General features: G+C 48.9%; 19 protein-coding genes. 13 read left to right on the plus strand and 6 right to left on the minus strand.

Annotated features, from left to right (window positions below; genetic code table 11):
• Nucleotides 1-191: 191 nt before the first annotated feature.
• Together Q4A89_RS07145 and Q4A89_RS07150 are read right to left on the minus strand one after the other, a co-directional pair.
• Entirely contained in the window at nucleotides 192-1448 is a 1257-nt protein-coding gene (locus Q4A89_RS07145) for a peptidase U32 family protein (RefSeq protein WP_303184565.1), read from the minus strand.
• Between the two features lie 11 nt (nucleotides 1449-1459).
• The gene (locus Q4A89_RS07150) at nucleotides 1460-2392 is read right to left on the minus strand and encodes a mechanosensitive ion channel family protein (RefSeq protein ID WP_303184567.1); all 933 of its coding nucleotides are present in this window, start codon (nucleotides 2390-2392) and stop codon (nucleotides 1460-1462) included.
• A gap of 203 nt (nucleotides 2393-2595) precedes the next feature.
• Here Q4A89_RS07150 and Q4A89_RS07155 point away from each other — a divergent pair, with 203 nt between their 5' ends.
• The 5 genes from Q4A89_RS07155 (at nucleotide 2596) to Q4A89_RS07175 (ending at nucleotide 7840) form a co-directional block, all read left to right on the plus strand.
• A complete protein-coding gene (locus Q4A89_RS07155) occupies nucleotides 2596-3321 on the plus strand; it encodes a nitroreductase family protein (protein WP_124752080.1) in 726 nt (241 codons plus the stop codon).
• Between the two features lie 216 nt (nucleotides 3322-3537).
• On the plus strand, nucleotides 3538-3972 hold the full coding sequence (gene dut, locus Q4A89_RS07160) for a dUTP diphosphatase (protein WP_303184569.1): 435 nt from the start codon (nucleotides 3538-3540) through the stop codon (nucleotides 3970-3972).
• Nucleotides 3973-4021: 49 nt separating this feature from the next.
• Nucleotides 4022-5779, plus strand: coding sequence for a lipopolysaccharide assembly protein LapB (locus Q4A89_RS07165; protein ID WP_303184571.1), 1758 nt, complete (start codon nucleotides 4022-4024; stop codon nucleotides 5777-5779).
• Nucleotides 5769-6599 (plus strand): DUF4292 domain-containing protein, encoded by an 831-nt coding sequence (locus Q4A89_RS07170; RefSeq protein WP_303184573.1) that lies wholly within the window; start codon nucleotides 5769-5771, stop codon nucleotides 6597-6599. The genes Q4A89_RS07165 and Q4A89_RS07170 overlap by 11 nt, the downstream gene beginning before the upstream one ends.
• Nucleotides 6596-7840, plus strand: a complete 1245-nt coding sequence (locus Q4A89_RS07175; protein ID WP_303184575.1) for a murein hydrolase activator EnvC — start codon at nucleotides 6596-6598, stop codon at nucleotides 7838-7840. The genes Q4A89_RS07170 and Q4A89_RS07175 overlap by 4 nt, the downstream gene beginning before the upstream one ends.
• A gap of 37 nt (nucleotides 7841-7877) precedes the next feature.
• Here the strand turns inward: Q4A89_RS07175 and recG are convergent, their stop codons facing one another.
• Nucleotides 7878-9947, minus strand: a complete 2070-nt coding sequence (gene recG / locus Q4A89_RS07180) for an ATP-dependent DNA helicase RecG (protein ID WP_303184598.1) — start codon at nucleotides 9945-9947, stop codon at nucleotides 7878-7880.
• A 338-nt stretch (nucleotides 9948-10285) separates the two neighbouring features.
• Nucleotides 10286-12220 (minus strand): TonB-dependent siderophore receptor, encoded by a 1935-nt coding sequence (locus Q4A89_RS07185; protein WP_303184577.1) that lies wholly within the window; start codon nucleotides 12218-12220, stop codon nucleotides 10286-10288.
• A gap of 234 nt (nucleotides 12221-12454) precedes the next feature.
• On the opposite strand from Q4A89_RS07185, the gene Q4A89_RS07190 reads away from it, so the two are divergent.
• From Q4A89_RS07190 to Q4A89_RS07200, 3 genes are read left to right on the plus strand one after another with little or no spacing between them, the layout of a single operon-like run.
• Nucleotides 12455-13006 (plus strand): RNA polymerase sigma factor, encoded by a 552-nt coding sequence (locus Q4A89_RS07190; RefSeq protein ID WP_303184599.1) that lies wholly within the window; start codon nucleotides 12455-12457, stop codon nucleotides 13004-13006.
• A 52-nt stretch (nucleotides 13007-13058) separates the two neighbouring features.
• Nucleotides 13059-13451 (plus strand): hypothetical protein, encoded by a 393-nt coding sequence (locus Q4A89_RS07195; RefSeq protein ID WP_303184578.1) that lies wholly within the window; start codon nucleotides 13059-13061, stop codon nucleotides 13449-13451.
• 4 nt (nucleotides 13452-13455) lie between these two features.
• The gene (locus Q4A89_RS07200; protein WP_303184580.1) at nucleotides 13456-13929 is read left to right on the plus strand and encodes a hypothetical protein; all 474 of its coding nucleotides are present in this window, start codon (nucleotides 13456-13458) and stop codon (nucleotides 13927-13929) included.
• Nucleotides 13930-13934: 5 nt separating this feature from the next.
• Here Q4A89_RS07200 and Q4A89_RS07205 read toward each other — a convergent pair whose 3' ends face one another.
• Both Q4A89_RS07205 and Q4A89_RS07210 read right to left on the minus strand, forming a co-directional pair.
• The gene (locus tag Q4A89_RS07205; protein ID WP_303184581.1) at nucleotides 13935-14816 is read right to left on the minus strand and encodes a CPBP family intramembrane glutamic endopeptidase; all 882 of its coding nucleotides are present in this window, start codon (nucleotides 14814-14816) and stop codon (nucleotides 13935-13937) included.
• Nucleotides 14817-14917: 101 nt separating this feature from the next.
• Entirely contained in the window at nucleotides 14918-15163 is a 246-nt protein-coding gene (locus Q4A89_RS07210; RefSeq protein ID WP_303184583.1) for an RNA-binding protein, read from the minus strand.
• 308 nt (nucleotides 15164-15471) lie between these two features.
• On the opposite strand from Q4A89_RS07210, the gene tig reads away from it, so the two are divergent.
• Genes tig through Q4A89_RS07235 form a run of 5 tightly spaced genes read left to right on the plus strand, consistent with a single transcriptional unit; the run spans nucleotide 15472 to nucleotide 22786 of the window.
• Complete coding sequence (gene tig, locus Q4A89_RS07215; RefSeq protein WP_303184584.1) at nucleotides 15472-16827, plus strand: trigger factor; 1356 nt, start codon at nucleotides 15472-15474, stop codon at nucleotides 16825-16827.
• 24 nt (nucleotides 16828-16851) lie between these two features.
• Nucleotides 16852-17517: an ATP-dependent Clp endopeptidase proteolytic subunit ClpP gene (gene clpP / locus Q4A89_RS07220; protein WP_303184586.1), complete on the plus strand. Its 666-nt coding sequence runs from the start codon at nucleotides 16852-16854 to the stop codon at nucleotides 17515-17517.
• Between the two features lie 17 nt (nucleotides 17518-17534).
• Nucleotides 17535-18764 (plus strand): ATP-dependent Clp protease ATP-binding subunit ClpX, encoded by a 1230-nt coding sequence (gene clpX, locus Q4A89_RS07225; protein WP_303184587.1) that lies wholly within the window; start codon nucleotides 17535-17537, stop codon nucleotides 18762-18764.
• Between the two features lie 27 nt (nucleotides 18765-18791).
• Nucleotides 18792-21152 (plus strand): DNA helicase RecQ, encoded by a 2361-nt coding sequence (gene recQ, locus Q4A89_RS07230; RefSeq protein ID WP_303184588.1) that lies wholly within the window; start codon nucleotides 18792-18794, stop codon nucleotides 21150-21152.
• 29 nt (nucleotides 21153-21181) lie between these two features.
• Nucleotides 21182-22786 (plus strand): peptidylprolyl isomerase, encoded by a 1605-nt coding sequence (locus tag Q4A89_RS07235; protein ID WP_303184590.1) that lies wholly within the window; start codon nucleotides 21182-21184, stop codon nucleotides 22784-22786.
• Nucleotides 22787-22797: the final 11 nt, after the last annotated feature.

Genomic DNA, 22797 nt, shown 5'->3' on the forward strand with positions numbered 1-22797 from the left:
TGTGTAGAATAAATTCCGAAAGGAATTTTAACCATCCATCGCTGCGGCTAATCAATCGCTACAGGAATTTTAACCACCCAAATTGTGTAGAATAAATTCCGAAAGGAATTTTAACTAATCAATCTGCGGGAAATCAATCTTCACGCAGATTTATTAGAAACAAATTGCGGGAGATAAATCTTTACGCAGATTTATTTTTTTCGTTCCACCTGTACCATTTTATACATTCTGTCCGAAGCGCGGATACGTTCGGCTGTCTTGATCGAGAAGCGTTCGCCTTTCACGGTCGACGGAACAGGTTTCAGGTCTACGCGTATCTCTTCGACGGTCTGAAACAACGCGCCTGTCGTGGGGCCGGTGATCAGAATCTCATCTCCCACGCGCAGTTCTCCGCTCTCCATCTCGAATTCGGCCACGCCAAGCCCGGAAAAGTACTTGATGCCTCGTGCGACGTACTCTTTGCGCTTCGTAGCGCTCGACCCGTAATGACTGCTCCATTCGCCAAGCCGCTGTCCGAGGTAATAACCATCCCAGAAGCCGCGGTTGAAGACCGATTTCAGTCGCTCGTCCCATGCGGCGATCTTTTCGTCCGTGAAGGTTCCTTCGCAATACGCTTGCACGGCTTCTTTGTAGCACGATGTGACGATGTGTACGTACTCGGGTCCGCGTGCCCGACCTTCGAGCTTGAATACCCGCACGCCCGCGTCCATCATCTTATTCATAAAATGAATCGTTTTTAAGTCTTTGGGCGACATGATATATTGGTTCTCGACATCGAGCTCGATATTCGTTTCCCGATCTTTTACGGTGTATCCGCGCCGGCAGATTTGCATGCAGGCGCCGCGATTGGCCGAAGCGTTCATTTCGTGGAGGCTCAGGTAGCATTTGCCCGAGACGGCCATGCAGAGCGCACCGTGGCAAAACATCTCGATGCGGATCGGTTCTCCTTTCGGGCCACAAATTCCTTGCGTGCCGATCGCGTCGTAGATGGCGCGTACCTGCGTGAGGTTCAATTCGCGTGCAAGCACGACGACATCGGCAAAACGAGCGTAGAATTTCAGCGCCTCCGTGTTCGAGATGTTCAGTTGGGTCGATAGGTGTACTTCCTGCCCGATGCTGTTGGCGTAGGCCATCGCCGCGACATCGGCCGCGATGATCGCCGAGACGCCGGCCTCTTTCGCCGCGTCGATGATGGTGCGCATGAGCGGCAGGTCTTCGTCGTAAATGACGGTGTTCACCGTCAGATAACTTTTTACGCCGTGTTCATCGCAGATCGAAGCGATCTTGTGCAAGTCGTCCGTCGTGAAGTTATTCGACGATCGGGCGCGCATGTTCAGCCCCTCGATGCCGAAATACACCGAGTCGGCGCCTCCCTGAATGGCTGCCATCAGCGATTCGTACGAACCGGCAGGGGCCATGATTTCAAAATCAGCTATGTTACATTTCATAAGAATACAAGTTATTTTACCGGAAAGTCCCGACGGTCGACCGGAATATCCGGTGCCCTATGATAAGAAACAAACCGTTGTGTGGGGTAAGCCCACCGGATGTCGTCGTGTGCTTCGAGGGCCGTCAGGATATCTTCCCAGATGGCTGATTCGGTGCTTCGTATCTTTCGCGGTTCACAGAGATAGCGCCCGGTCAGGCGAATACCGTTCTCGACGAGCGTGAGGTACACAATCGGTGTGAGGTGTTGATAGTGCACGTAATACATTTTGCTTGCCTCGCAAAGCCCTTCCTCGGCCGATTGTACGACATCTGCTCCGTATTTGTTGAGAATTTGCAACAGAATCTCTTTCGTTTTCGTCCAGTCGCTGTCGAACGTGATGCGTATCTGTACCTCGTTCCAGATGTATTTGAAGCCCTGATCGTAGTTAGCTTGCGGCATCGTGAACACCCGTCGGTTGGGGATATGGATGATGCGTCCCGTGCTTTGTTCGGCATCGATACGGTTACCGACTTCGAGAATCGTGAATTGAAAGAGCCGTATGTCGATGATGTCTCCTTTGTCTTCGCCGATTTGCACACGATCGCCTACCGTGAACGGTTTGCGTATCATGATAAAGAGCCATCCCGCCATATTTTCCAACAAATCCTTGAGTGCAATGGCGATCCCGGCCGAGAGTAATCCCAGGAACGTACCTACGTGATGAAAAGCGTTAACCCAGACCATCCCGATCAGAATAATCACTGTCGTCGGAGCCACGAACGACATGATTCGTTTCCATAAATAACGACTCTTGTGATTGTTCGTGGTCTTCCACACCAGCCTCAGGATGATAAGCCGTACGAGCCACACCAACAAGATAATGATCACAGAAACAATGATCTTCTCTTGCGTATCGGAGTCGATACCCAGCGAAAAAGGAGGATTCGGAAAGAGAGTCTGCATACGTAAACCAAAACAATTTAAAGTTCAAAAATACATAATTAATTTCAGATCGGCATAAAAATTGCTTGTAAGGCATCGTTTTCTCTGCGTGACGAGAACAATTATCCCTCGTCAATGGTTGTACGATAAATGGCCGTACCCTCTTTTCCCAAAGTGCGCGGCATTCTTATTTTTTTTTAAAACGATATCAAAACGCAAAACAGATGACATTCGAAGAAATACTTGTCCATCGCCGTTCGGTACGTAAGTACGATCCGGCGAAAGAGATTGATCCCGAAACAGTCAGACGCTGTATTCTGCTGGCCACGCTTGCCCCGACGAGCAGTAACATGCAATTGTGGGAGGCATATCACGTAACCGACCCGGAGACGCTGCGAAAACTCTCGCAGGCTTGCCTCGGACAGTTGGCGGCGAGCTCCGCGAAGCAGATGGTCGTCTTCGTCACACGACAGGATTTATACCGGCAACGCGCCCAAGAGGCGCTCACGTTCGAACGTGGAAATGTCGCACGCAATAGTCCGTCACCTCGTCAAGCAAAACGTATTAAACGATGGGAGTTGTATTATACGCGGATCATGCCGTTCCTCTATGCCCGATGCTTCGGACTGCTCGGAGCATTACGCAAAGTATTGGCATGGTGCTTTGGGCTTTTCCGTCCTATGGTGCGTCAGGTTTCGGAAGGCGATATACGTGTGGTGGTGCATAAATCGTGCGGTCTCGTGGCACAGACGTTTATGCTTGCCATGTCGGATGCCGGATACGATACGTGTCCGATGGAAGGTTTCGACAGTCGTATGGTAAAACGTATTCTGAAGCTGCCACGCGGCACGGAGATCAATATGATCATTTCATGCGGCGTGCGGTTGCCCGAAGGTGTCTGGGGCGAACGTTTTCGTGTGCCGTTCGATCAGGTTTATCGGAAGATTTAAAACAGAAAAGGTCAGGAGCGAAGCATTCGTTCGGGCTTTCTGTTCTTGTAAGCCCCGAAGGGATGCTCTATTCTTTCCGTAAGACGCAGCCGGATATTCGAAAGAAAGCCTTTTCGGACTGGGAAGGCTTTTTCGTTTTTTACGTTCTCATTAACAATTATCAAACGACAACTCAACAAATTTTTCTACCTTTGCCCGGCAAACAGAACAGAAAGCATGAAAGTCAAAATTGTCAATACTTCTCACCATCCGTTGCCGCAGTATGCAACCCCTCTTTCGGCAGGGATGGATGTGCGTGCGAACTTGCCGGAGCCGATTGTGCTTCGTCCGCTTGAGCGCAGACTGATTCCTACAGGTTTATTTATTGCGTTGCCCGAAGGTTACGAGGCGCAAATACGTCCGCGCAGCGGACTGGCGCTTAAGCACGGGATCACGCTGCTCAACACGCCGGGCACGATCGATGCCGATTATCGCGGCGAGATCGGCGTTATCCTGGTCAACCTCTCGAACGAACCGTTTACGATAAACGATGGCGAGCGAATCTGCCAGATGGTCATTGCCCCTCATGCACATGTGACATGGAAACTCGAAGAAATACTCGACGAAACGGAACGAGGCGCCGGAGGGTTCGGACATACGGGAAGGAAATAAAGTAAAGGAGGGGTATCTCTTGAATAAAAAAAGAAACATCTTGCATGGAATGGGGTTGATAGGCGCGAAATACAGGCCTGTCGTTTTATGGAGCATCCTGCTGTTGTATGCGGGTATACTCTCGGCCGCGCCCCATGCCCAACCCCGTAAGACGTCATCGCCCGCAGCCATACAGCGCAAGGTCGATTACTTTTTCTACGAAGGGGTGAAACTGAAGAACGAAGGAAAATATGACGCTGCGTACGAAATGTTTTATCACTGCCTCCAAACGGATTCTACGGCAGCCGCACCTCTCTACGAACTCTCGGCTTTCTACCTGCAGCTCAATCAGCCTGAGAAAGCCGCCGTTTTTCTGCGGAAAGCAGTCGCGTATGCTCCTTCCAACTTCCATTATAAATTAGCGCTTGCTTCCCTCTCGCTCAACATCGGCATGTATGGCGAAGCGGCCGAGATTTATCGCGAACTTGTAAAGACCTACCCCGGTAAAGTAGAGCTGAATTATTATCTCGCCGAGGCGCTGACACAGGCTGGCGAGATCGGCGAGGCCATCGACCGATTTAATGATCTGGAGAATGCCGTCGGGATGAATGAAGCGCTCTCGACGCAGAAATACAAGCTGTACATGCAGATTGAAGAACCGGAAAAAGCGTTCGGCGAACTGAAAAAACTGGCCGACAAATATCCTTCGGATGCGCGATATCCGATCCTGATCGGCGACCTCTACCTCCAGCAGAACGATACGGTAAAAGCATACGAATATTACCAAAAGGCGCACGGTATCGACCCATCGAACCCATATTATACGGTTTCGATGGCTAACTATTACGAGCAGGTGGGGGATCATGAGGCTGCCGAGGCGCAGATACGTACCGCTTTGGTAAATAAAGATCTTGACGTAAGTACAAAGATGGGGATTCTGGCACGTTATATCGGTCAACTGCAACAGTCACGGAACGGTACCGAATCGGCCAACGCACTTTTTCAGACCTTGCTCGAGCAACACCCCGAAGATACGGAACTAAAACTTCACTACGGCAGTCTGCTGGCGATGCAAGGCAAAACGGATGAGGCACAATTCCAATACCGGCTGGTTACCGAAATGGAGCCCGACAATGAATCGGCCTGGCAGCAACTCCTTAATTTAACCTTCCGTGCCGAAAATATCGACGAAGCCATCCGCATCTGCCGGAAATGTCAGGAACTTTTTCCCGAAGCGCCGGGATACTATTTCTACCTCGGTATCGCATATTACCAGCAGAAGGATTATCAGAAGGCACTTGAGACCTATCAGGAAGGGCTGGCCAAGATACCCGAAGAAAATCGACCGCTGCGCTCCGACTTTTACGGTCAAATCGGTGACATCTATTATCAGATGAAACAGGTGGAAGAGGCTTTCAGCGCTTATGAAGAAGCGCTGAAATACAACGATAAGAATGTACCCGTGCTAAACAACTACAGCTATTTCCTGACGCTTCGTAAACGAGACTTGGATAAGGCCGAACGGATGAGCGCCCAATGTATCAAACTGGAGCCGAATAACCCGACGTATCTCGATACGTATGCGTGGGTCTTCTTTATGAAAGGGAACTATACGCTCGCGCATATTTACATCCGCAGTGCGCTCGAAAAAGATACGACGAACAGTTCCGAACTCGTCGATCATTATGGCGACATCCTCTATATGATGGGCGATAAGGAAAAAGCATTGGAGCAATGGAAGAAGGCGAAAGAGTTGGGCAAAGACACGGAAATATTGAAACGCAAAATAGCAGAAGAAATATATATTGAAGACCCGAATGAAGAATAAAAAAATATCACTTAGATCGTTATGGATGTATGTGTGCATCGTCCTGAGTATGCTACCTTCAGGATGTCGGACGGTGAAAGAGTTTACAGGTGAAACGGATCCCGCACTGAAAGCCGAAACGGAATTTTTTCGTACGCTCGACGAGCAGTCGCTTCGCTACCATACGCTTTCGGCTAAAATACAATTCGAGTTCACCCCCGCTTCGGGAAAAGAAGTTGGTTCGCGTGCGCAACTCAAACTGCGTCAAGACGACCGACTGCAAATCTCTGTTCAACCCTTCCTCGGTATTGAGATGTTCCGACTCGAAGTGAGCCGGGACAGTGTCAAGGCGATCGACCGAATGAACAAGCGCTACTTTGCCGAATCCATCGCCGACCTGAAAGCCCGCAAACATCTCGACTTTACCTTCGGAAACTTGCAGGCGCTCCTCACCAACCGCCTCTTTTTGCCTGGTGAACAGGCTGTCACCTTAAACGACCGTGGCCGCTTCGGCTGGGAGCGGATACCCGCCGGCTATCGTCTTCAAACGTCTGATGCAACCGGTATACAGTACCGTTTCTTAGCCGATAACGAGGCCAAACTTCGTACGACCGAAATCACGGATGCCGACAAGCATACCCTCATGTGGGATTATACGAATTTCCGTACCGTCGAAGGGCGACTTTTCCCGATGGAGATGCTCGCGTCCTTGCGTGATCATAAGTTATCGATACGATTTAATAAAGTCGAAATTAACACGCCTGTCGACCTGAAATTTATCATTCCCGAAGGGTATGAACGAGTAACTCCGGAACAAATTCTCAAGGCTCTGTCTCAATGAAACGCATACGCCTGATACGATATGTTTTGTATGTCGGTTACCTTGCCATGCTGCTTTGCGCGGCTCGTGTAACCGCACAGACACATACGCTCAGGCAGCTCGAAGCGCAGCGGAAAGCGGCACTTCGCGAAATTGAACAGACAACTCTGTTGCTTAACGAAGCGCGTGCCTCAGCTCAGACATCGCTCAACCGCCTGCACCTGATATCGCAGCAGGTGATCGCACGGAAAAAAGTGATCAGTCTCCTCAATCAGGAGATCGCTGTACTCGACAATCAGCTCGCTGATGCTACGCGTGAATTGACCGTATTGGAGAGAGATTTGAATGATCGGAAAGAACGATATACCCAACTGGTGCGGAATCTGTATACGCGCCGCGCATCGCAACACCGGTTGCTCTTCGTACTCTCTGCTGATAACTTCGCCCAATCGTTCCGCCGGATGCGCTATTTGCGCGAATATGCGTCGTGGCAGAAAATGCAGGCGTTACTGATTGTCAGAAAACAGGAAGAGCTGGATAAAAAACGGGAAGAACTGGAGCAGACACGTACGGACAAAGTGGCCCTGCTCGATGCTCGCGAGGAGGAAAGCCGGAAACTACAACAGGAGGAGTCGGAACAGAAAGCGGAAGTACAGCAGCTTAACAAAAAAGAGAGAGACCTGCGGCAAAAGTTGGCACAAAAGCGACGCCAGGCCGAAGCGTTGAATCGACAAATCGAGAAACTGATTGCCGAAGAAGTAAAAAAATCGGGCAAAGCATCGAATGGAAAACGGAAAGCCGAAAGTAGCGGCGGATATGCGATGACGAAAGCAGAACAGAAACTTTCGGCCGATTTTGCCTCGAACCGCGGTCGACTACCTTTCCCCCTCAACGGGAAATATCGCATCATCTCCACTTTCGGAGAACACCAGCATCAGGATCTCAAGCATGTACGTACGAATAACAACGGCATCGATATCCAGACGACGAGCGGAACAGAGGCTCGTGCCGTCTTTGATGGCGTGGTGACACGCGTCTTCGTCGTTCCGGGCTATAACAACAGTGTCATCGTGCGACATGGCAACTATCTGACCGTTTACAGCAACTTGAGTCATGTCTATGTAAAAGCCGGTGACAACGTGACAACCCGTCAGAGTATCGGAAAAATTTATACGGATACGGAGAACAATAATGAGACCGTACTCCACTTTCAGTTATGGAAAGAAAAGCATAAGCTCGATCCTGAGCTATGGCTCGACTGAGCAATAGCGTGTTTCGTGTTTTATCAAAAATGCCAGGTTAAGAGATTAGCCCCCAGTTCATCTTCCGACGGAAAAGCGAACTGAGCCGATCGCGGAGCAGCTTGTGTTCGGGTTGGGTCAGGTCGGGGTCGTTGTCGAGTATTTTTTGCGCCGTCCGACGCGCGCGTTGGAGGATTTCTCCGTCGTGGGCGAGGTTGGCGATTTTCAGAAACAAGCCGTCGCCGCTTTGTTGCGTCCCTTCAAGGTCGCCCGCGCCACGTAGTTTGAGGTCTTCCTCCGCAATCTCGAAACCGTTATTTGTTCGAACCATGATTTCGAGTCGCTTGCGTGTCTCGTTACTCAGCTTATACGACGAAATCAGGATGCAATAAGACTGTTCTGCTCCACGCCCCACGCGTCCGCGTAACTGGTGAAGTTGAGAAAGACCGAAACGTTCGGCACTCTCGATGACCATCACCGAAGCGTTCGGGACATTGACACCGACTTCAATAACGGTCGTTGCCACAAGTATCTGTGCCTCTCCGCGCACGAAGCGCTGCATCTCGGCATCTTTCTCTTTCGCTTTCATTCGGCCGTGAACCATGCACACCCGGTATTCGGGAAATACTTTTTTGAATGTCTCGAAGCCTTCTTCGAGATTTTTGTAATCGAGGTTCTCGCTTTCTTCGATAAGCGGATAGACCACGTAAACCTGCAGTCCCTTGCGGATTTCGCTCCGCAGAAATTCATATACCTCCGCTTTTTTCGTATCGTAACGATGGACGGTTTTTATGGGTTTGCGGCCGGGCGGCAACTCGTCGATGACAGAGACATCCAGATCGCCGTAGAGCGTCATGGCCAAGGTGCGCGGGATGGGCGTAGCTGTCATGATAAGCACATGAGGAACAAATTGATTCTTTACCCACAGCTTCGAGCGTTGTGCCACGCCGAAACGATGCTGCTCGTCAATTACCGCCATGCCGAGAGCTTTGAAAACGACCGTTTCTTCAATGAGGGCATGCGTGCCGATCAGGATATCGACCTCGCCCGAAGCAACGGCCGGAAGTAACGTGCTGCGCTGTTTCTTCGTTGTCGAACCGGTAAGCAACTCGACACGCACCTGCATGTCTTTCAGAAAATCTCTTACCGTAACCCAATGCTGGTTCGCAAGAATCTCCGTAGGAGCCATCATGCATGCCTGATAACCATTGTCGACGGCAAGCAGCATCGTCATCAGCGCAACGAGCGTTTTGCCGCTGCCTACGTCACCCTGCAACAGCCGGTTCATCTGTTGCCCGCTCTTCATATCGGTATGGATCTCACGCAAAACACGCTGCTGTGCACCGGTCAGTCGGAACGGCAGGTAATCGCGGTAAAACGTGTGAAAGGCATCGCCCACCCTCCGAAAGGCAACCCCTCTGAGCTTGTTTCGCCGAAGGCTTGCTGTGCGCAGGATATTGAGCTGAATGTAAAAGAGTTCATCAAATTTAAGACGTTGCTGCGCCGCCTGCAATTTTTGTGCCGATTCAGGGAAATGGATATTTTTGATGGCTTCCGATACAGACATCATCTGAAAATGTGTCACCATAGATTCGGGCAACGTTTCCGGAATCTGCCAGTCGAGCGTCGAGAGCAACGTATATTGCAGATCTTGGATGGCTCGCGAGTGAAGAAACGCTTTTTTCATCAGCTCGGTTGTATGGTAAAGAGGGGTCAGTCCGCTGGCCACCTGTGGCGCGTTTTCCACCGGATCGATCTCGGGATGAGAGATACTCACCGAATGGCCAAACGCTTTCGGTCTGCCGAAAACGATGTATTCTGTTCCCGGCAGGTACTTGTCGGTGATATATTTAAGCCCCTGAAACCAGACCAGATCGATGGTGCCGGTGTCGTCCGTGAATTTACCGATTAGTCGTTTTTTGCGCCCTTCGCCGACTGTATCGAAAAAGACGATGCGTCCTTTGAGTTGGATGTAAGGCATATCGCCTGTGATCTCGCTGACCCGGTAGAACCGGCTACGGTCAATATGCTTGTAAGGAAAATAATACAACAAGTCTTCGAAAGAGACCACGTCGACCTCTTTCTTCAGGAGTTCGGCACGTTTCGGACCTACTCCCGGAAGATACATGATGTTACGCTCGCCGATCGTCACGTTTATTGCAAACTGTCAACTATTCGAAAGACAAAGATAGGGATTTCCGAATAAACAGAGGGTAGGACTGTTTTGAAGAGTGTCACTGCGTTCCGGATCTTGACGAATCGATACGTCTTTCCGAAGATTTGAAATCTCCCAAACGAAGCGTGAACGAAAGCGTAACCGTGCGGGAGTCGGGGATAATGTCCATTCGCAGGTTTTGTGAAGCCCTCTTCTTTCAGCATGTCGCTGTTGATGGGCTGATAAACAGGATTAAATGATAGAAACAGCTACCCTCCATCATCTGATGCAAAGGGTGGCTGTTTGGACTTTTACTTCAACCGGTACGTTACGCCTCCCATCAGCCAAAAGCCGGCCTGAGGCACATTACCCACGTCGTAGTACTGCGTATCGTAAAGATTGTTCAGACTCACATGCAGGTCGACGTTCCGAAGTTTATAGTTGAGCTTCAGGTCGAGTACCGAGAAAGCCGGATAGGGATGTAGTCCCGCATCGGCGCCCCCCTCAAACCGGCGGTAGCTTCCCATTCGTTTTTGAAGCCGGAAATGCCATGCGGCCGAAAAATTCCGGAATATCGGATGCCGCAGTTGCACCGTCAGCTTGTCGCGCAAATAGTTCAGCAGATATTTCGATTCCAGTCCTTTCGAATCAGCAGTCTGATTCATACGTGCATAGCTGATCGAAAGTTCCGAATGTCCGAGTGCCGGCCATTGGTATCCCGGTCGTAATGTGGCACCTACTTCCATGCCCTGCTTATCGACCTCCGTCAGGTTCCATGACGCCCATTTCGCGTCGCCCGATGTCCGCACCCAGTCAATCATATCGCGTCCCCACATCAGGAAGCCTTTTACGTAAGCGCTTACGAGCGGACGGTCGTACGTCACTCCCAAGTCGACCGACTCCGATCGTTCAGGTTTCAAGTGTTCATTGGCATGATGCGTCTCCTGCGTATAATACAAATCGGTAAAGGTCGGCATGCGGGTTGACTGGCTCCATGTCGTGGCAATCTTCAGCCCTTCTGCCGGACGGTATGCCGCACTGACCGACGGATAGAAACGGACGGCATCCGTCAACGTGTTGTAGTTCATCAGTGCACCGGCCGAAAGCGAGAAACGACTCGTCGCATACGTGTGCTCGAGTGTTACGCTGCTCGTCGTGCGATCGTCATACTTCGTGTAATCTCCTTCCGGATGAACACGTGGCTGACCCAACTTACTGCTGACGATGTCTTCGCGGCGCACTTCACCTCCCAATGTCGTCGTACCGATGCACGAAGTATATTGAAAAATCAGGTTAGCTCCATACGTGTCACCACGATGGAAATTACGTCCTTTAGGAGTGTCTTTAATCAAGTCGAACTGGTCGTAGTGACGGCTCCAGTAGAGGATGGGGATTACGCGTAGCGTCTGCCCGAAAGAACCTTTCAGCGTGGCCATGTAAGCGCTTGTCCGTTCGTACTGATTCGGGAATTTGGCCGAATAAAACGTATTGGCGCCATAGTGTTTGTTGTTGTATCCCAGTTGCATGTCCAGATATGCATTTTCGCGTGCATTCCAGCGTGTCTGCCAAAGCAGGTTATACATCCGGTAGTCGCTGTGAGGAATATATCCGTCGGACGACTGGTAGCCTGCCGAGAGGCTGTTTTTCGTCCGCCCGATCTGGGTTGCTCCGCGTACATCGCCTCGCCACAGGTTATGCATCCCTGCCTCCGCATTGGCATATACGCGTGCGTCGATTTCTTTTTTGGTGATGATATTGATCCCTCCGGAAAAAGCGCCTGAGCCGTAAATCAGTGCCGAAGGGCCGTGGATGATTTCAATACGTTCGATGTCGGAGAGATTGACCGGAAGGTCGAGGTTGTAATGTCCGGTGTGTGGATTGGTCAGGTTGATGCCGTTTAGTAGGATGGCGGTCTGATCGGCTGATCCGCCGCGAATGGAGATGTCGGCCTGAACACCGTGCCCGCCTCGTTGAATCACGTCGATGTGGGCAGCGTAGGCCAGTAGTTCCTGTAGACTTTGGACAGGTGCCTGTTCGATCTGCACTTTCGTGATGACCGTTACCAACCGTGCCGACTGTGAAAGGGGTGTCTCGATACGTGAGGCCGTCACCGTAACCTCATCCAGTTCTTCTTCGGGCATCTTCTCGGCTATTGCACCTGCTCCTTGCTGTGCCGATACGGGCGACAGATGGGCAAAAGCCAGCATACTGCTTGTCAGCACCCCGATGTTTACTACCTTGTGCATACTGTTAAATGCACTGTACGCCTTCCGCACAAATCGTTTGAAACGGAAAGCATGTTGATCATTCAATCGTTTTTTTGCTCTCATATGAATTATTTAATGTTAAAAAATGCGGGGCAAAGATACGGAAACCCTGATTATCTGCTTGTGGAATTATCAATTCTTAACGAATCGAGTTGTGTTAAGCCATCTTGTACGAACGAAAATATGTATCTTTACGCCGTGAAAAAGATGTCGATCCGACTGTATAAGGAAGAAGAGGTAACGAAACGTCTTCGTAATCCGGAGACCCAGCGGGATGCGTTTGCCGAGGTGGTTGAAGCATACGGCGAAAAATTATATTGGCAAATCCGTAAGATGGTGCTTTCGCACGAAGACGCCAATGATATTCTACAAAACACCTTCCTGAAAGCATGGTCGAACCTCGATTATTTTCGGGGCGAAGCCAAGATTTCAACGTGGCTGTATAAGATTGCCACGAACGAATGCCTTACCTTCCTGAACCGGCAGCGAGCCAGCCGTAGCGTTTCGCTCGATGATACGGATGTCTTCTTACTGGAAACCCTGAAAAGCGATGACTATTTCGATGGGGATGAATTGGAACTTAAATTTCAGGAGGCGATTCTCAGGCTCCCCGAAAAGCAGCGGCTCGTCTTCACGATGAAGTACGGCACAGACATGAAATACGAGGAAATGTCCGAGGTGCTTGGCACGTCGGTTGGGGCCTTAAAAGCCTCTTACCATCACGCAGTCAAAAAAATCGAAGCATTTTTAACAAAAGACGGTTAAACCTTCTCAATTTTAACATGTCAAAACATACGCAACCCCTGATTAGACGGTTATGAAGATACAGCAATTCCATATAGAGGATGAGAATATGAAGAAAAATCCGTTCCGTGTGCCTGATGGGTATATGGAAGGGTTGACGGATCAGATTATGAGCCGTCTACCGGAGCGTCCCCAGCAGAAAGAGACCAAAATCGTCTCGATGGCTGATAAGATGCGTCCATGGCTTTATTTGGCGGCAAGTTTTATCGGACTGCTCCTAATCTTCAAAGGAATATCGGGAAAGCGCGTGCAGAAAGACCATACGGCCGAGCCGTTGCTTGTGAAAACGGAAGTGCCCGAAGCCTCGTTGAATGCGATCTCCGAGGAGGATCAAGAGTTTTTGGAATACTTGGAGGCACAATATGCGGACGAACTGTTTTTAGAAGAAATCGAAGAGATAGAATGAGCATATGAGAAAGCGTACACTTTTTATATTGATGATGGTGGCTGTAGCAAGTGTTTTTTCTACGGCTACAGCACAGGAAGACAAAGGAAAATTCGACCGTGAGACTTTTATGGCCAAACGAAATGCGTATATTATGGCATCAGCCGGTTTGACAGCCGATGAGGCTGCGGCTTTCATCCCGATCGAGAATGAAATGCAGCGAAAGAAGTTCGAGATTGGACGGGATTGTCGAAGATTAGCACGCAAGAGCCGTTCGAAAGGAGGATTGACGGAAGAAGAACAGCAGAAGCTGGTCGATTGCACAACCGAAACACGGTTGAAAGAGGCCGAGCTGGAAAAAGAATACCACGAGAAATTCAAGCAGATACTATCGGTGGAAAAGCTATACAAGTATCAGGAAGCAGAAGCCCGATTTATGCGTGAATTTATGCAGGAGCGAGGACACGGACATGGAGGACGGCATGGGGGAAAGCCATAGGAAGATTACGCTTCTTTCTGCTTTCGGAGCAAACGTTTCATACGTACCGTCAAGAGGGCGAACAAAGTAAGCCCTACGATAGAGCCAATGGTCAACATCCGAAGTTTCTCCGGCGAAGCATCGGTCGTAAGAGCATGTTCCGACCTTGCGCCGCTCGATATGCTGATGATGGCGCACGCGTTGTTTATGCAATGAGCGAAGATCGGCATCCAGATGCTACGACACCAGTAGACTAGATAGCCAAGGAAGGCGCCCAAGAGCATGCGTGGCAGAAACCCGTAGAACTGGAAATGGAGGGTGCTGAATAGTGCGGCTACAATCCAGATAACGGCATGGGGGTTGCGGATTTTCTTTCGCAGGAGGGAAAAGAGTGTCCCACGGAAGAAGAACTCCTCCGTGATGCTGGCTCCTACGGCCATCACCAGCAGACTAAAAGGCAGTAATGTGCCGGAGCCGGAAAGCATCTGTCGCACGAGCGCGTCGGCTGCTTGCTGCGTCTCGCGCATACGCCTTTCGATGGGCGTTAGCGCATCAGGCAGCTCCATCTGCGCGTTCAGCATGCTGATGAGCGAAACGAACGGGATAAGGAGCAGGGTCATACCGCCGACCAGGAACCAGATGCGTATATTCGGAAGAGATTGTATGTGCAGAAAGCGACGAGGTTCATCGCTGCAAAGAAAGGCCGTAAGGACTGCCGGCGTCAAGAAAACGCTGACGGAGGCTACGAACTGTATTCCTAACAGCATACCCGGTGGCAGATGCATTTTATTCTCTTCTCCTGTTATCAAGAGTATGGCTGCATGAAACGACGAGGCAAGCAGATATCCGCTCACCATCGTGATGAGCAACACAACGGCCTGAAATCCATCCCCTCGATCGGCAAACATCCCTTTCATCAAGACAAAAGTATAAAAAAATAACTTCCGGGCCGTCTTTTCGACGACCGACGGAAGTTATCCTTTCACTCGTTACAAAGAGGAGCCCTTCCTTAGTTTCTCGGAAGCGCTTCTTTGATAATCATCTGACGGCCTTCGAACTCCGTCTCGTTCATCTCCGAGATGGCACGATGTGCCTCCGCTGCGTTCGGCATTTCGGCAAAAGCATAGCCTTTCGACCGGCCGGTCTCGCGGTCTTTGATTACTTTGACGGAATCTACCGCCCCGTACTCTTCCAATCGTTGTTGTAACTCATTCTCCCGAACACGATAGTTCAGGTTTCCAATGTAAATGTTCATAAATATAAAATTAAAAATACTCGTCGTTACTAATGAAAAGTGTAAGAAAACCGGAAGTTCAAAACAATGAAAAATAAATCATCAGTAACTGACAGAGATAAAAACCGATTGTTATGTACGTTCGAAAGTATAATCACTCCTTCCACGCCGCAAAGAAACAGATAAAATCGGAATAAACAAGTCTTTTATAGCGAAAATTATTGTTTATTGCATGTTTTATATTTGCGAGATTAAAATTATAAGTCTAATTTTGCACCCTGCATAAAAGAAAAAACAGATTTAAAAGGTTAAATATTAAACAGAACGGAATGAATGTTTCATTAAAAAGCAACGACTCCGTCAGCGGTGTTGTAACAGTAGCGATAGAAAAGAATGATTACGAAGCGCAGGTCGAGAAGAGTCTGCGTCAGTATCGTCAGAAAGCCAATATGCCGGGTTTCCGGAAGGGGATGGTCCCATTGGGTATGATCAAAAAAATGTATGGTAAATACGTGTTGGCCGAAGAGATTAACCGGATCGCTTCAGAGAGTCTGTTTAATTACATTCGAGAGAATAATATAGCCATTCTCGGACAGCCTGTGCCGTGTACCGATCATCCGACGATTGACTTCGAGACGCAGGAAAGTTTTGAGTTCCGGTTCGATATCGCACTGGCGCCTACGCTCGATATCAAATTGACGAAACGCGATAAGTTAACACGGTATGAGGTAGAGGTGGACGATGCTTTGATAGATAAACAAGTTGACTCGTACCGGAGAAGTTTCGGCTCGTATGATAATGTCGAGGACGTTGAGGAAACAGACCTTGTAAAAGGCTCGGTAGTAGAGATGGAGGGTGACGAGCAGTTGCCCGGCGGTATTTGGGTCGAAGATGCCATGCTGATGCCTAAATACATCAAACACGAAGAAGAACGTAACAAATTCCTTGGCGCCAAACTGAACGACAAGGTCGTTTTCAATCCGAACAAAGCGTACGAAGGAGCCGAAGCAGAGATCGCATCTTTCCTCAAAGTGAAGAAGGAAGAAGTGTCGGGTATTACCCGCGATTTCCGTTTCGAGATCAAAGAAATCACACGCCATAAACCTTCCGACCTGAATCAGGAGTTGTTCGACAAGATTTTCGGTGAAGGTGTTGTGAAAAGTGAAGCCGAGTTTCGTGATCGGGTGAAAGAGTCGTTGAAAGAGCAGTTCCGTCCGCAGAGCGATTATAAGTTCTTTGCCGATGTACGTGCTTTAATGCTGAAGAAAACGGCCGATGTATCTTTTGCCGACGATATCCTGAAGCGCTGGTTACTAAAGTCGGACGAGAAGAATACGCCGGAGATGGTAGAGAAGGATTATCCGCATGTGGTGGACGATTTGAAAGCGCATCTAGCAAAAGAGCAACTCGTGCGCGCTCATGATATTAAAGTGGAAGAGGCCGATATCGAGACGCTTGCCAAGCGGGTGGCTCAGGCGCAGTTCGCACAGTACGGCATGCTTTCCGTACCCGATGATGTGCTTGAGAATTATGCCAAAGATATGATGAAGAAAGAAGAAACCGTAAGAAATCTGGTGGACCGTGTGATCGACGAGAAACTTGCGGAATGGCTCAAAGAGCAGGTGAAGGTAGAGACGAAAACCATCTCGCTCGACGAATTTGAAAAAGTGCTGGCAGAAAAATAGAAATAAATATAGAAAAGGACACGAATGGGAAACGAATTTAAAAAATATGCGACAAAGCATCTGGGGATGAGTACTACGGCGCTTGAGAGCTACATGAATATCTCGAGCAGCTATATCTCCCCTACCATCATCGAAGAGCGTCAGTTGAACGTTGCTCAGATGGATGTTTTCTCACGTCTGATGATGGACCGCATCATTTTTCTGGGTACACAGATCGACGATTATACGGCCAATGTTATACAAGCTCAGTTGCTTTATCTGGACTCGAGCGATCCGGGCAAAGATATTTCGATTTATATCAACTCTCCCGGCGGATCGGTTTATGCCGGACTGGGGATCTACGATACGATGCAGTTTATCGGCAGTCAGGTAACAACGATCTGTACCGGGATTGCCGCATCGATGGCTTCGGTCTTGCTCGTTGCCGGCGCGAAAGGAAAACGCTACTGTTTGCCGCACTCGCGGGTGCTGATTCATCAGCCTCTCAGTGGCGTGCAGGGGCAGGCTTCGGACATGGAGATCGCCGTTCGCGAAGTCTTGAGGGTGAAAGATGAGCTCTATCGCATCATCTCCGAACATTCGGGTAAACCGTACGACGTGATTTCCCGCGACAGCGACCGTGATTACTGGATGAACGCGCAGGAAGCGCAGGAGTACGGCATGGTCGACGAAATTATGAAGCGTAAATAAACAACGGTAAAAACAATATGGCAAAGACAATAGACGGCTCTTGTTCTTTCTGTGGGAAAAGCCGTAAAGACGCAACGTTGCTGATTACCGGTCTGACCGGGGCGATCTGTGACGACTGTGTCATGCAGGCCTACGACATCGTGCGTGAAGCAAAACCGAAAAGTCAAGGGTTTATGCCAAAAGGAGAGGATGTGCCTAAACCGCAGGAGTTGAAAGCGTTTCTCGATCAGTATGTAATCGGTCAGGACGCGGCCAAACGTTATCTTTCGGTGGCTGTCTATAACCATTACAAGCGACTGATGCAGAAAGTGACGCCGGATGATGTGGAGATCGAAAAATCGAACATCATCATGGTAGGCGCGACGGGGACGGGGAAAACGTTGCTCGCACGCACCATCGCGCGCAAGTTGCATGTGCCGTTCTGCATAGTCGATGCTACCGTTCTTACCGAAGCCGGTTATGTGGGAGAAGATATCGAAAGTATTCTGACACGCCTATTGCAGGCGGCCGATTATGATGTAGAGACCGCTCAACGCGGCATTGTCTTTATCGACGAAATCGACAAGATTGCCCGCAAGAGCGACAACCCGTCGATTACACGCGATGTCAGCGGCGAAGGGGTACAGCAAGGTTTGCTGAAACTACTGGAAGGATCGATCGTAAATGTTCCGCCGCAGGGAGGACGTAAGCATCCCGAACAGCGCATGATTGCCGTAGACACCCGTAATATCCTGTTTATTTGCGGAGGAGCTTTCGACGGTATCGAAAAAAAGATCGCACAGCGGCTCAATACACGTGTGGTTGGCTACGCAGCCAGCAGAGAAACGGCTGTCGTAGACCGGAACAATCTGATGCAATACATCACCCCAACCGACTTGAAATCGTTCGGCATGATTCCGGAGATTATCGGCCGTCTGCCGATTCTGACGTATTTGGAACCTTTAGACCGGTCGGCTCTGCGACAGATTTTGACCGAGCCGAAGAACTCTATCATCAAGCAGTATGTTAAACTGTTCGAAATGGACGGCATCAAACTTTCCTTTGATGAAGCGGTCTATGAATATGTGGTAGATAAAGCCATTGAATTTAAACTGGGAGCACGCGGTCTGCGTTCCATCGTGGAAGCGATCATGATGGATGCCATGTACCAAATGCCTTCCCAAAACAAGAAGAAACTGACTGTCTCTTTGAATTATGCGAAAGAGCAGTTCGAGAAGACAGATGTCAGCCGTTTGCAAAGGGCATAAAGCTATAGGAATATTGTACTGATAAATATGGCAAAGAAAAAAGATATCACGGAAGACGAACCGAAAATGAAAAAGACAAAAACGTCGGCAGAGAAAAGTAAACCTGTAGCGAAGAAGACGTCGGCAGGTAAGTCGGACCAAAAGGTGTCGGGCGAAGCGGCCGTGCGAACTACAAAAAAAACGTCTACGGCTCGGACGAAGAAAAATCTTGCCGGTGTTGATATAACGGAGGCGTTGCAATTTCATTTCGGCTTTTCTTCGTTCAAAGGCAACCAGAAAGAAATTATCGAAAATGTACTAGCCGGAAAAGATACATTCGTGCTGATGCCGACCGGTGGTGGGAAATCGCTTTGCTATCAGTTGCCGTCGCTGATTATGGAAGGAACGGCTTTGGTTATCTCGCCTCTGATCGCTCTGATGAAGAATCAGGTGGATGCCATGCGCAACTTCAGCGAGGAAGACGGCGTAGCCCATTTTATCAATTCGTCGTTGAACCGTGCAGCTATTGAACAGGTCAAACAGGATATCCTGTCCGGCAAGACGAAGTTACTCTATGTAGCCCCGGAGTCGCTGACCAAGGAAGAAAATATCGGATTTCTGCGTCAAGTTAACATATCGTTCTACGCAGTAGACGAAGCACATTGTATTTCGGAATGGGGACATGATTTTCGCCCGGAATACCGTCGGATCCGTCCCATTATCAATGAGATCGGAAAACGTCCTTTGATTGCACTGACAGCTACGGCTACTCCGAAAGTGCAGCACGATATTCAGAAAAACCTCGGGATGACGGAGGCGAAAGTGTTCAAATCCTCATTTAACCGGGCCAATCTGTACTACGAAGTACGTCCGAAAGGGAAGGATATCGATCGCGAAATCATCAAATACATCAAGGCGAACGAAGGCAAGTCCGGTATTATCTACTGTCTGAGCCGTAAAAAAGTAGAAGAATTTGCCGATATCTTGTGTGCGAACGGGATCAAAGCCCTGCCTTATCATGCGGGCATGGATTCGCTGCAACGTTCGGCCAATCAAGATGCTTTCCTGATGGAAGAAACCGATGTGATCGTGGCCACGATTGCTTTCGGTATGGGCATTGATAAGCCCGATGTGCGCTATGTAATACACTACGATATCCCGAAGAGCCTCGAAGGATATTATCAGGAAACGGGACGTGCCGGACGTGACGGAGGCGAAGGGAAATGCGTCGCCTTTTATGCAAACAAAGACCTGCAGAAGTTGGAGAAATTCTTGCAAGGCAAACCGATCGTAGAACAAGAGATCGGAAAGCAGTTATTGCTTGAAACGGCGGCTTATGCCGAAACGGCAGTATGCCGTCGTAAAGTATTGTTACATTATTTTGGAGAAGAATATATGGAGGAAAATTGCGGTTGTTGCGATAATTGTCTCGATCCGAAAACGCTGATGGAAGCGAAAGACTTATTGCTCACCGTTCTGGAAGCCGTCGATTCACTGAAAGAAAAATATAAGACGGATTACGTGGTTAGCTTTTTGCTGGGAAATGAGACGGCGGATATTTTGTCGTATAAACAAAACGAACTGGAATTGTTCGGTGCCGGTCAGGATGAAGACGAAAGAACGTGGAATGCCGTAATCCGTCAAGCTCAGATCGCCGGTTATATTGCCAAAGATATTGAAAATTACGGGTTGCTGAAAATTACGCCGCAAGGAAGAGGCTATATGAAGCATCCTGTCTCGTTTAAGATCGTTAAAGATAACGAGTTCGAAGAGGACGATACCCCGGAAACACCTTTACGCGGAGGAGGATCGAGTGCCGTAGACCCGGCCTTGTTCTCAATCATGAAAGATTTGCGAAAAAAATTATCGAAGCAGTTGGATGTGCCTCCGTTCGTCATCTTTCAAGACCCGTCGTTGGAGGCGATGGCAACGACGTATCCCGTTACGTTAGACGAATTGCAGAATATTCCGGGCGTAGGTGCCGGAAAAGCGAAGCGGTATGGAGCGGAGTTCGTGGCGCTCATCAAAAAGTACGTCGAAGAAAACGAGATCGAACGTCCGGAAGACATGCGCGTGCGTACCGTTGCGAACAAGTCGAAGATGAAAGTGTGGATTGTTCAGAGTATCGACCGGAAGGTAGCGCTTGACGATATTGCTGTCTCGAAAGGATTGGATTTTAATGAACTGCTCGATGAAATCGAGTCGATCGTATATTCGGGAACACGGATTAATATCGACTATTTCATCGATGAAGCGATGGACGAAGATCATATTGATGAGATTTACGAATACTTTAAAGAAGCGGATACCGATGATTTGGAAGCTGCCATCGAAGAGTTGGGCAGTGACTATACGGAAGAAGAAATTCGCCTGATTCGGATTAAATTCCTTTCGGAAATGGCCAATTAAAACATGACAATATCATAAAGTAAAAGGTAATGAAAAAGATTATTTTTTGTACCGCATTAGCCACAGCGATATGTACGCCGACATTTGCGCAGAAAAAAAAGGCTGAAGACCCTACCGTGATGACGATCGCAGGAAAAGACATTCCCTTATCGGAATTTCTTTTTATTGCACAGAAAGATAGTGGAGTTGATTTGACGAATAAGACGTCTCTCGAGCAATATGTGACACTGTTCAAAAACTTCAAACTAAAGGTGGCAGATGCTGAAGCGGCTGGAGTAGACCAAACAAAAGCCTTCCAGGAAGAGCTCACAAATTATGAATCACAGTTGCGTGCCAGTTTTCTTTCCGATAAGCCTGGCGAGGCATTAGCGATTCACGAAATATATAACCGAAGCAAACACATCCCTACGGTTACACATATCTTCTTTCCGTTGCCCAATCAGGCGGTATCGAAAGATACAGTTCCGGTTTATCACAAAGCCAAGGCTGCCTACGACCGCATCCGAGGAGGTGAAGACTTCGACAAAGTCGGTAAAGAGCTTGTGGCCTCAAGTAGTAACAAGGATACCGTTATGTACGAACGTATAGAGTATTTGTATCCTCTTCAAGCGGTAAAGGCATTTGAAAATGCTGTGTTCCGGATGAATGCCGGAGATATTTCTGGACCCGTGCGTACGCCGTTAGGTTATCATATTATCCGCATCGACCGGAAGATTCCGAATCCGGGCAGAGTGCGTGTGGCGCATATCTTAGTCGGCCCCGATCAACAATCGGGCGAAGCATTCGATACCCTCGTTTTTGCTCAAAAGGCCAAAGAAGTCTACGAAAAAGCGAAGAACGGAGAAAAATTCGAAGATTTGGTTCTTGCCTATTCCATTGACGGAAGAACGCATGCTACGGGTGGTGCAGTACCTTATTTCGGACTGGGTGAAATGGTCAAACCATTTGAACAAGCCGCGTTTGCGTTGAAAGAAGTCAACGACATTTCGGAGCCGGTTCAAACGCGTTACGGATATCATATCATCAAGTTGCTGGACAGGAGACCCCAAGCCCCGTACGAAGAAATGGAGAAAGCATATTATACGACGATGAGGCAGGGAGAACACAATTTCGAGCTCTTCTACAGCTATGATGAGCGGGAAAAGAAGAAGTTAGGCTATAAACTGAATCAGGAAGCATACGACGAACTGCAACGTTTGTGCGATGACTATTTCCCTACCGACACAGCGTTTTACAACCGCGCCAGCAAGATGGACAAAGTATTGATGCACATGAATAATATGGATTTTCCGCAGAAGGAGTTTGCGGAGTATCTTCGTCGTTATCCGTTCTCCACGAAAACGTATTCGGGCGATTTTATGAACGAAGTATACCGGCTTTTTGTCCGTGACATCATCAATGAACTGGGTCGGAGAAGTCTGAACGCAGATCATCCGGAATTTCAAAAGCTGTTGAAAGAGTACCGCGACGGCATTCTGCTGTTCGAGATCAGCAACGAGCGAGTTTGGAGCAAACCGGCTGAGGAGCAGGTCCGACTCGAAAAAGAATGGATCGAAGAGCTGAACGCTAAATATGACGTGAAAGTCGATTGGAAGGTGCTTAAGAACCTGAAAAAGTATATCCCGCAATCTTGAAAGGAGGCTGT

The organism is Tannerella sp. (genome assembly GCF_030528505.1).
Taxonomy (GTDB): Bacteria; Bacteroidota; Bacteroidia; order Bacteroidales; family Tannerellaceae; genus Tannerella.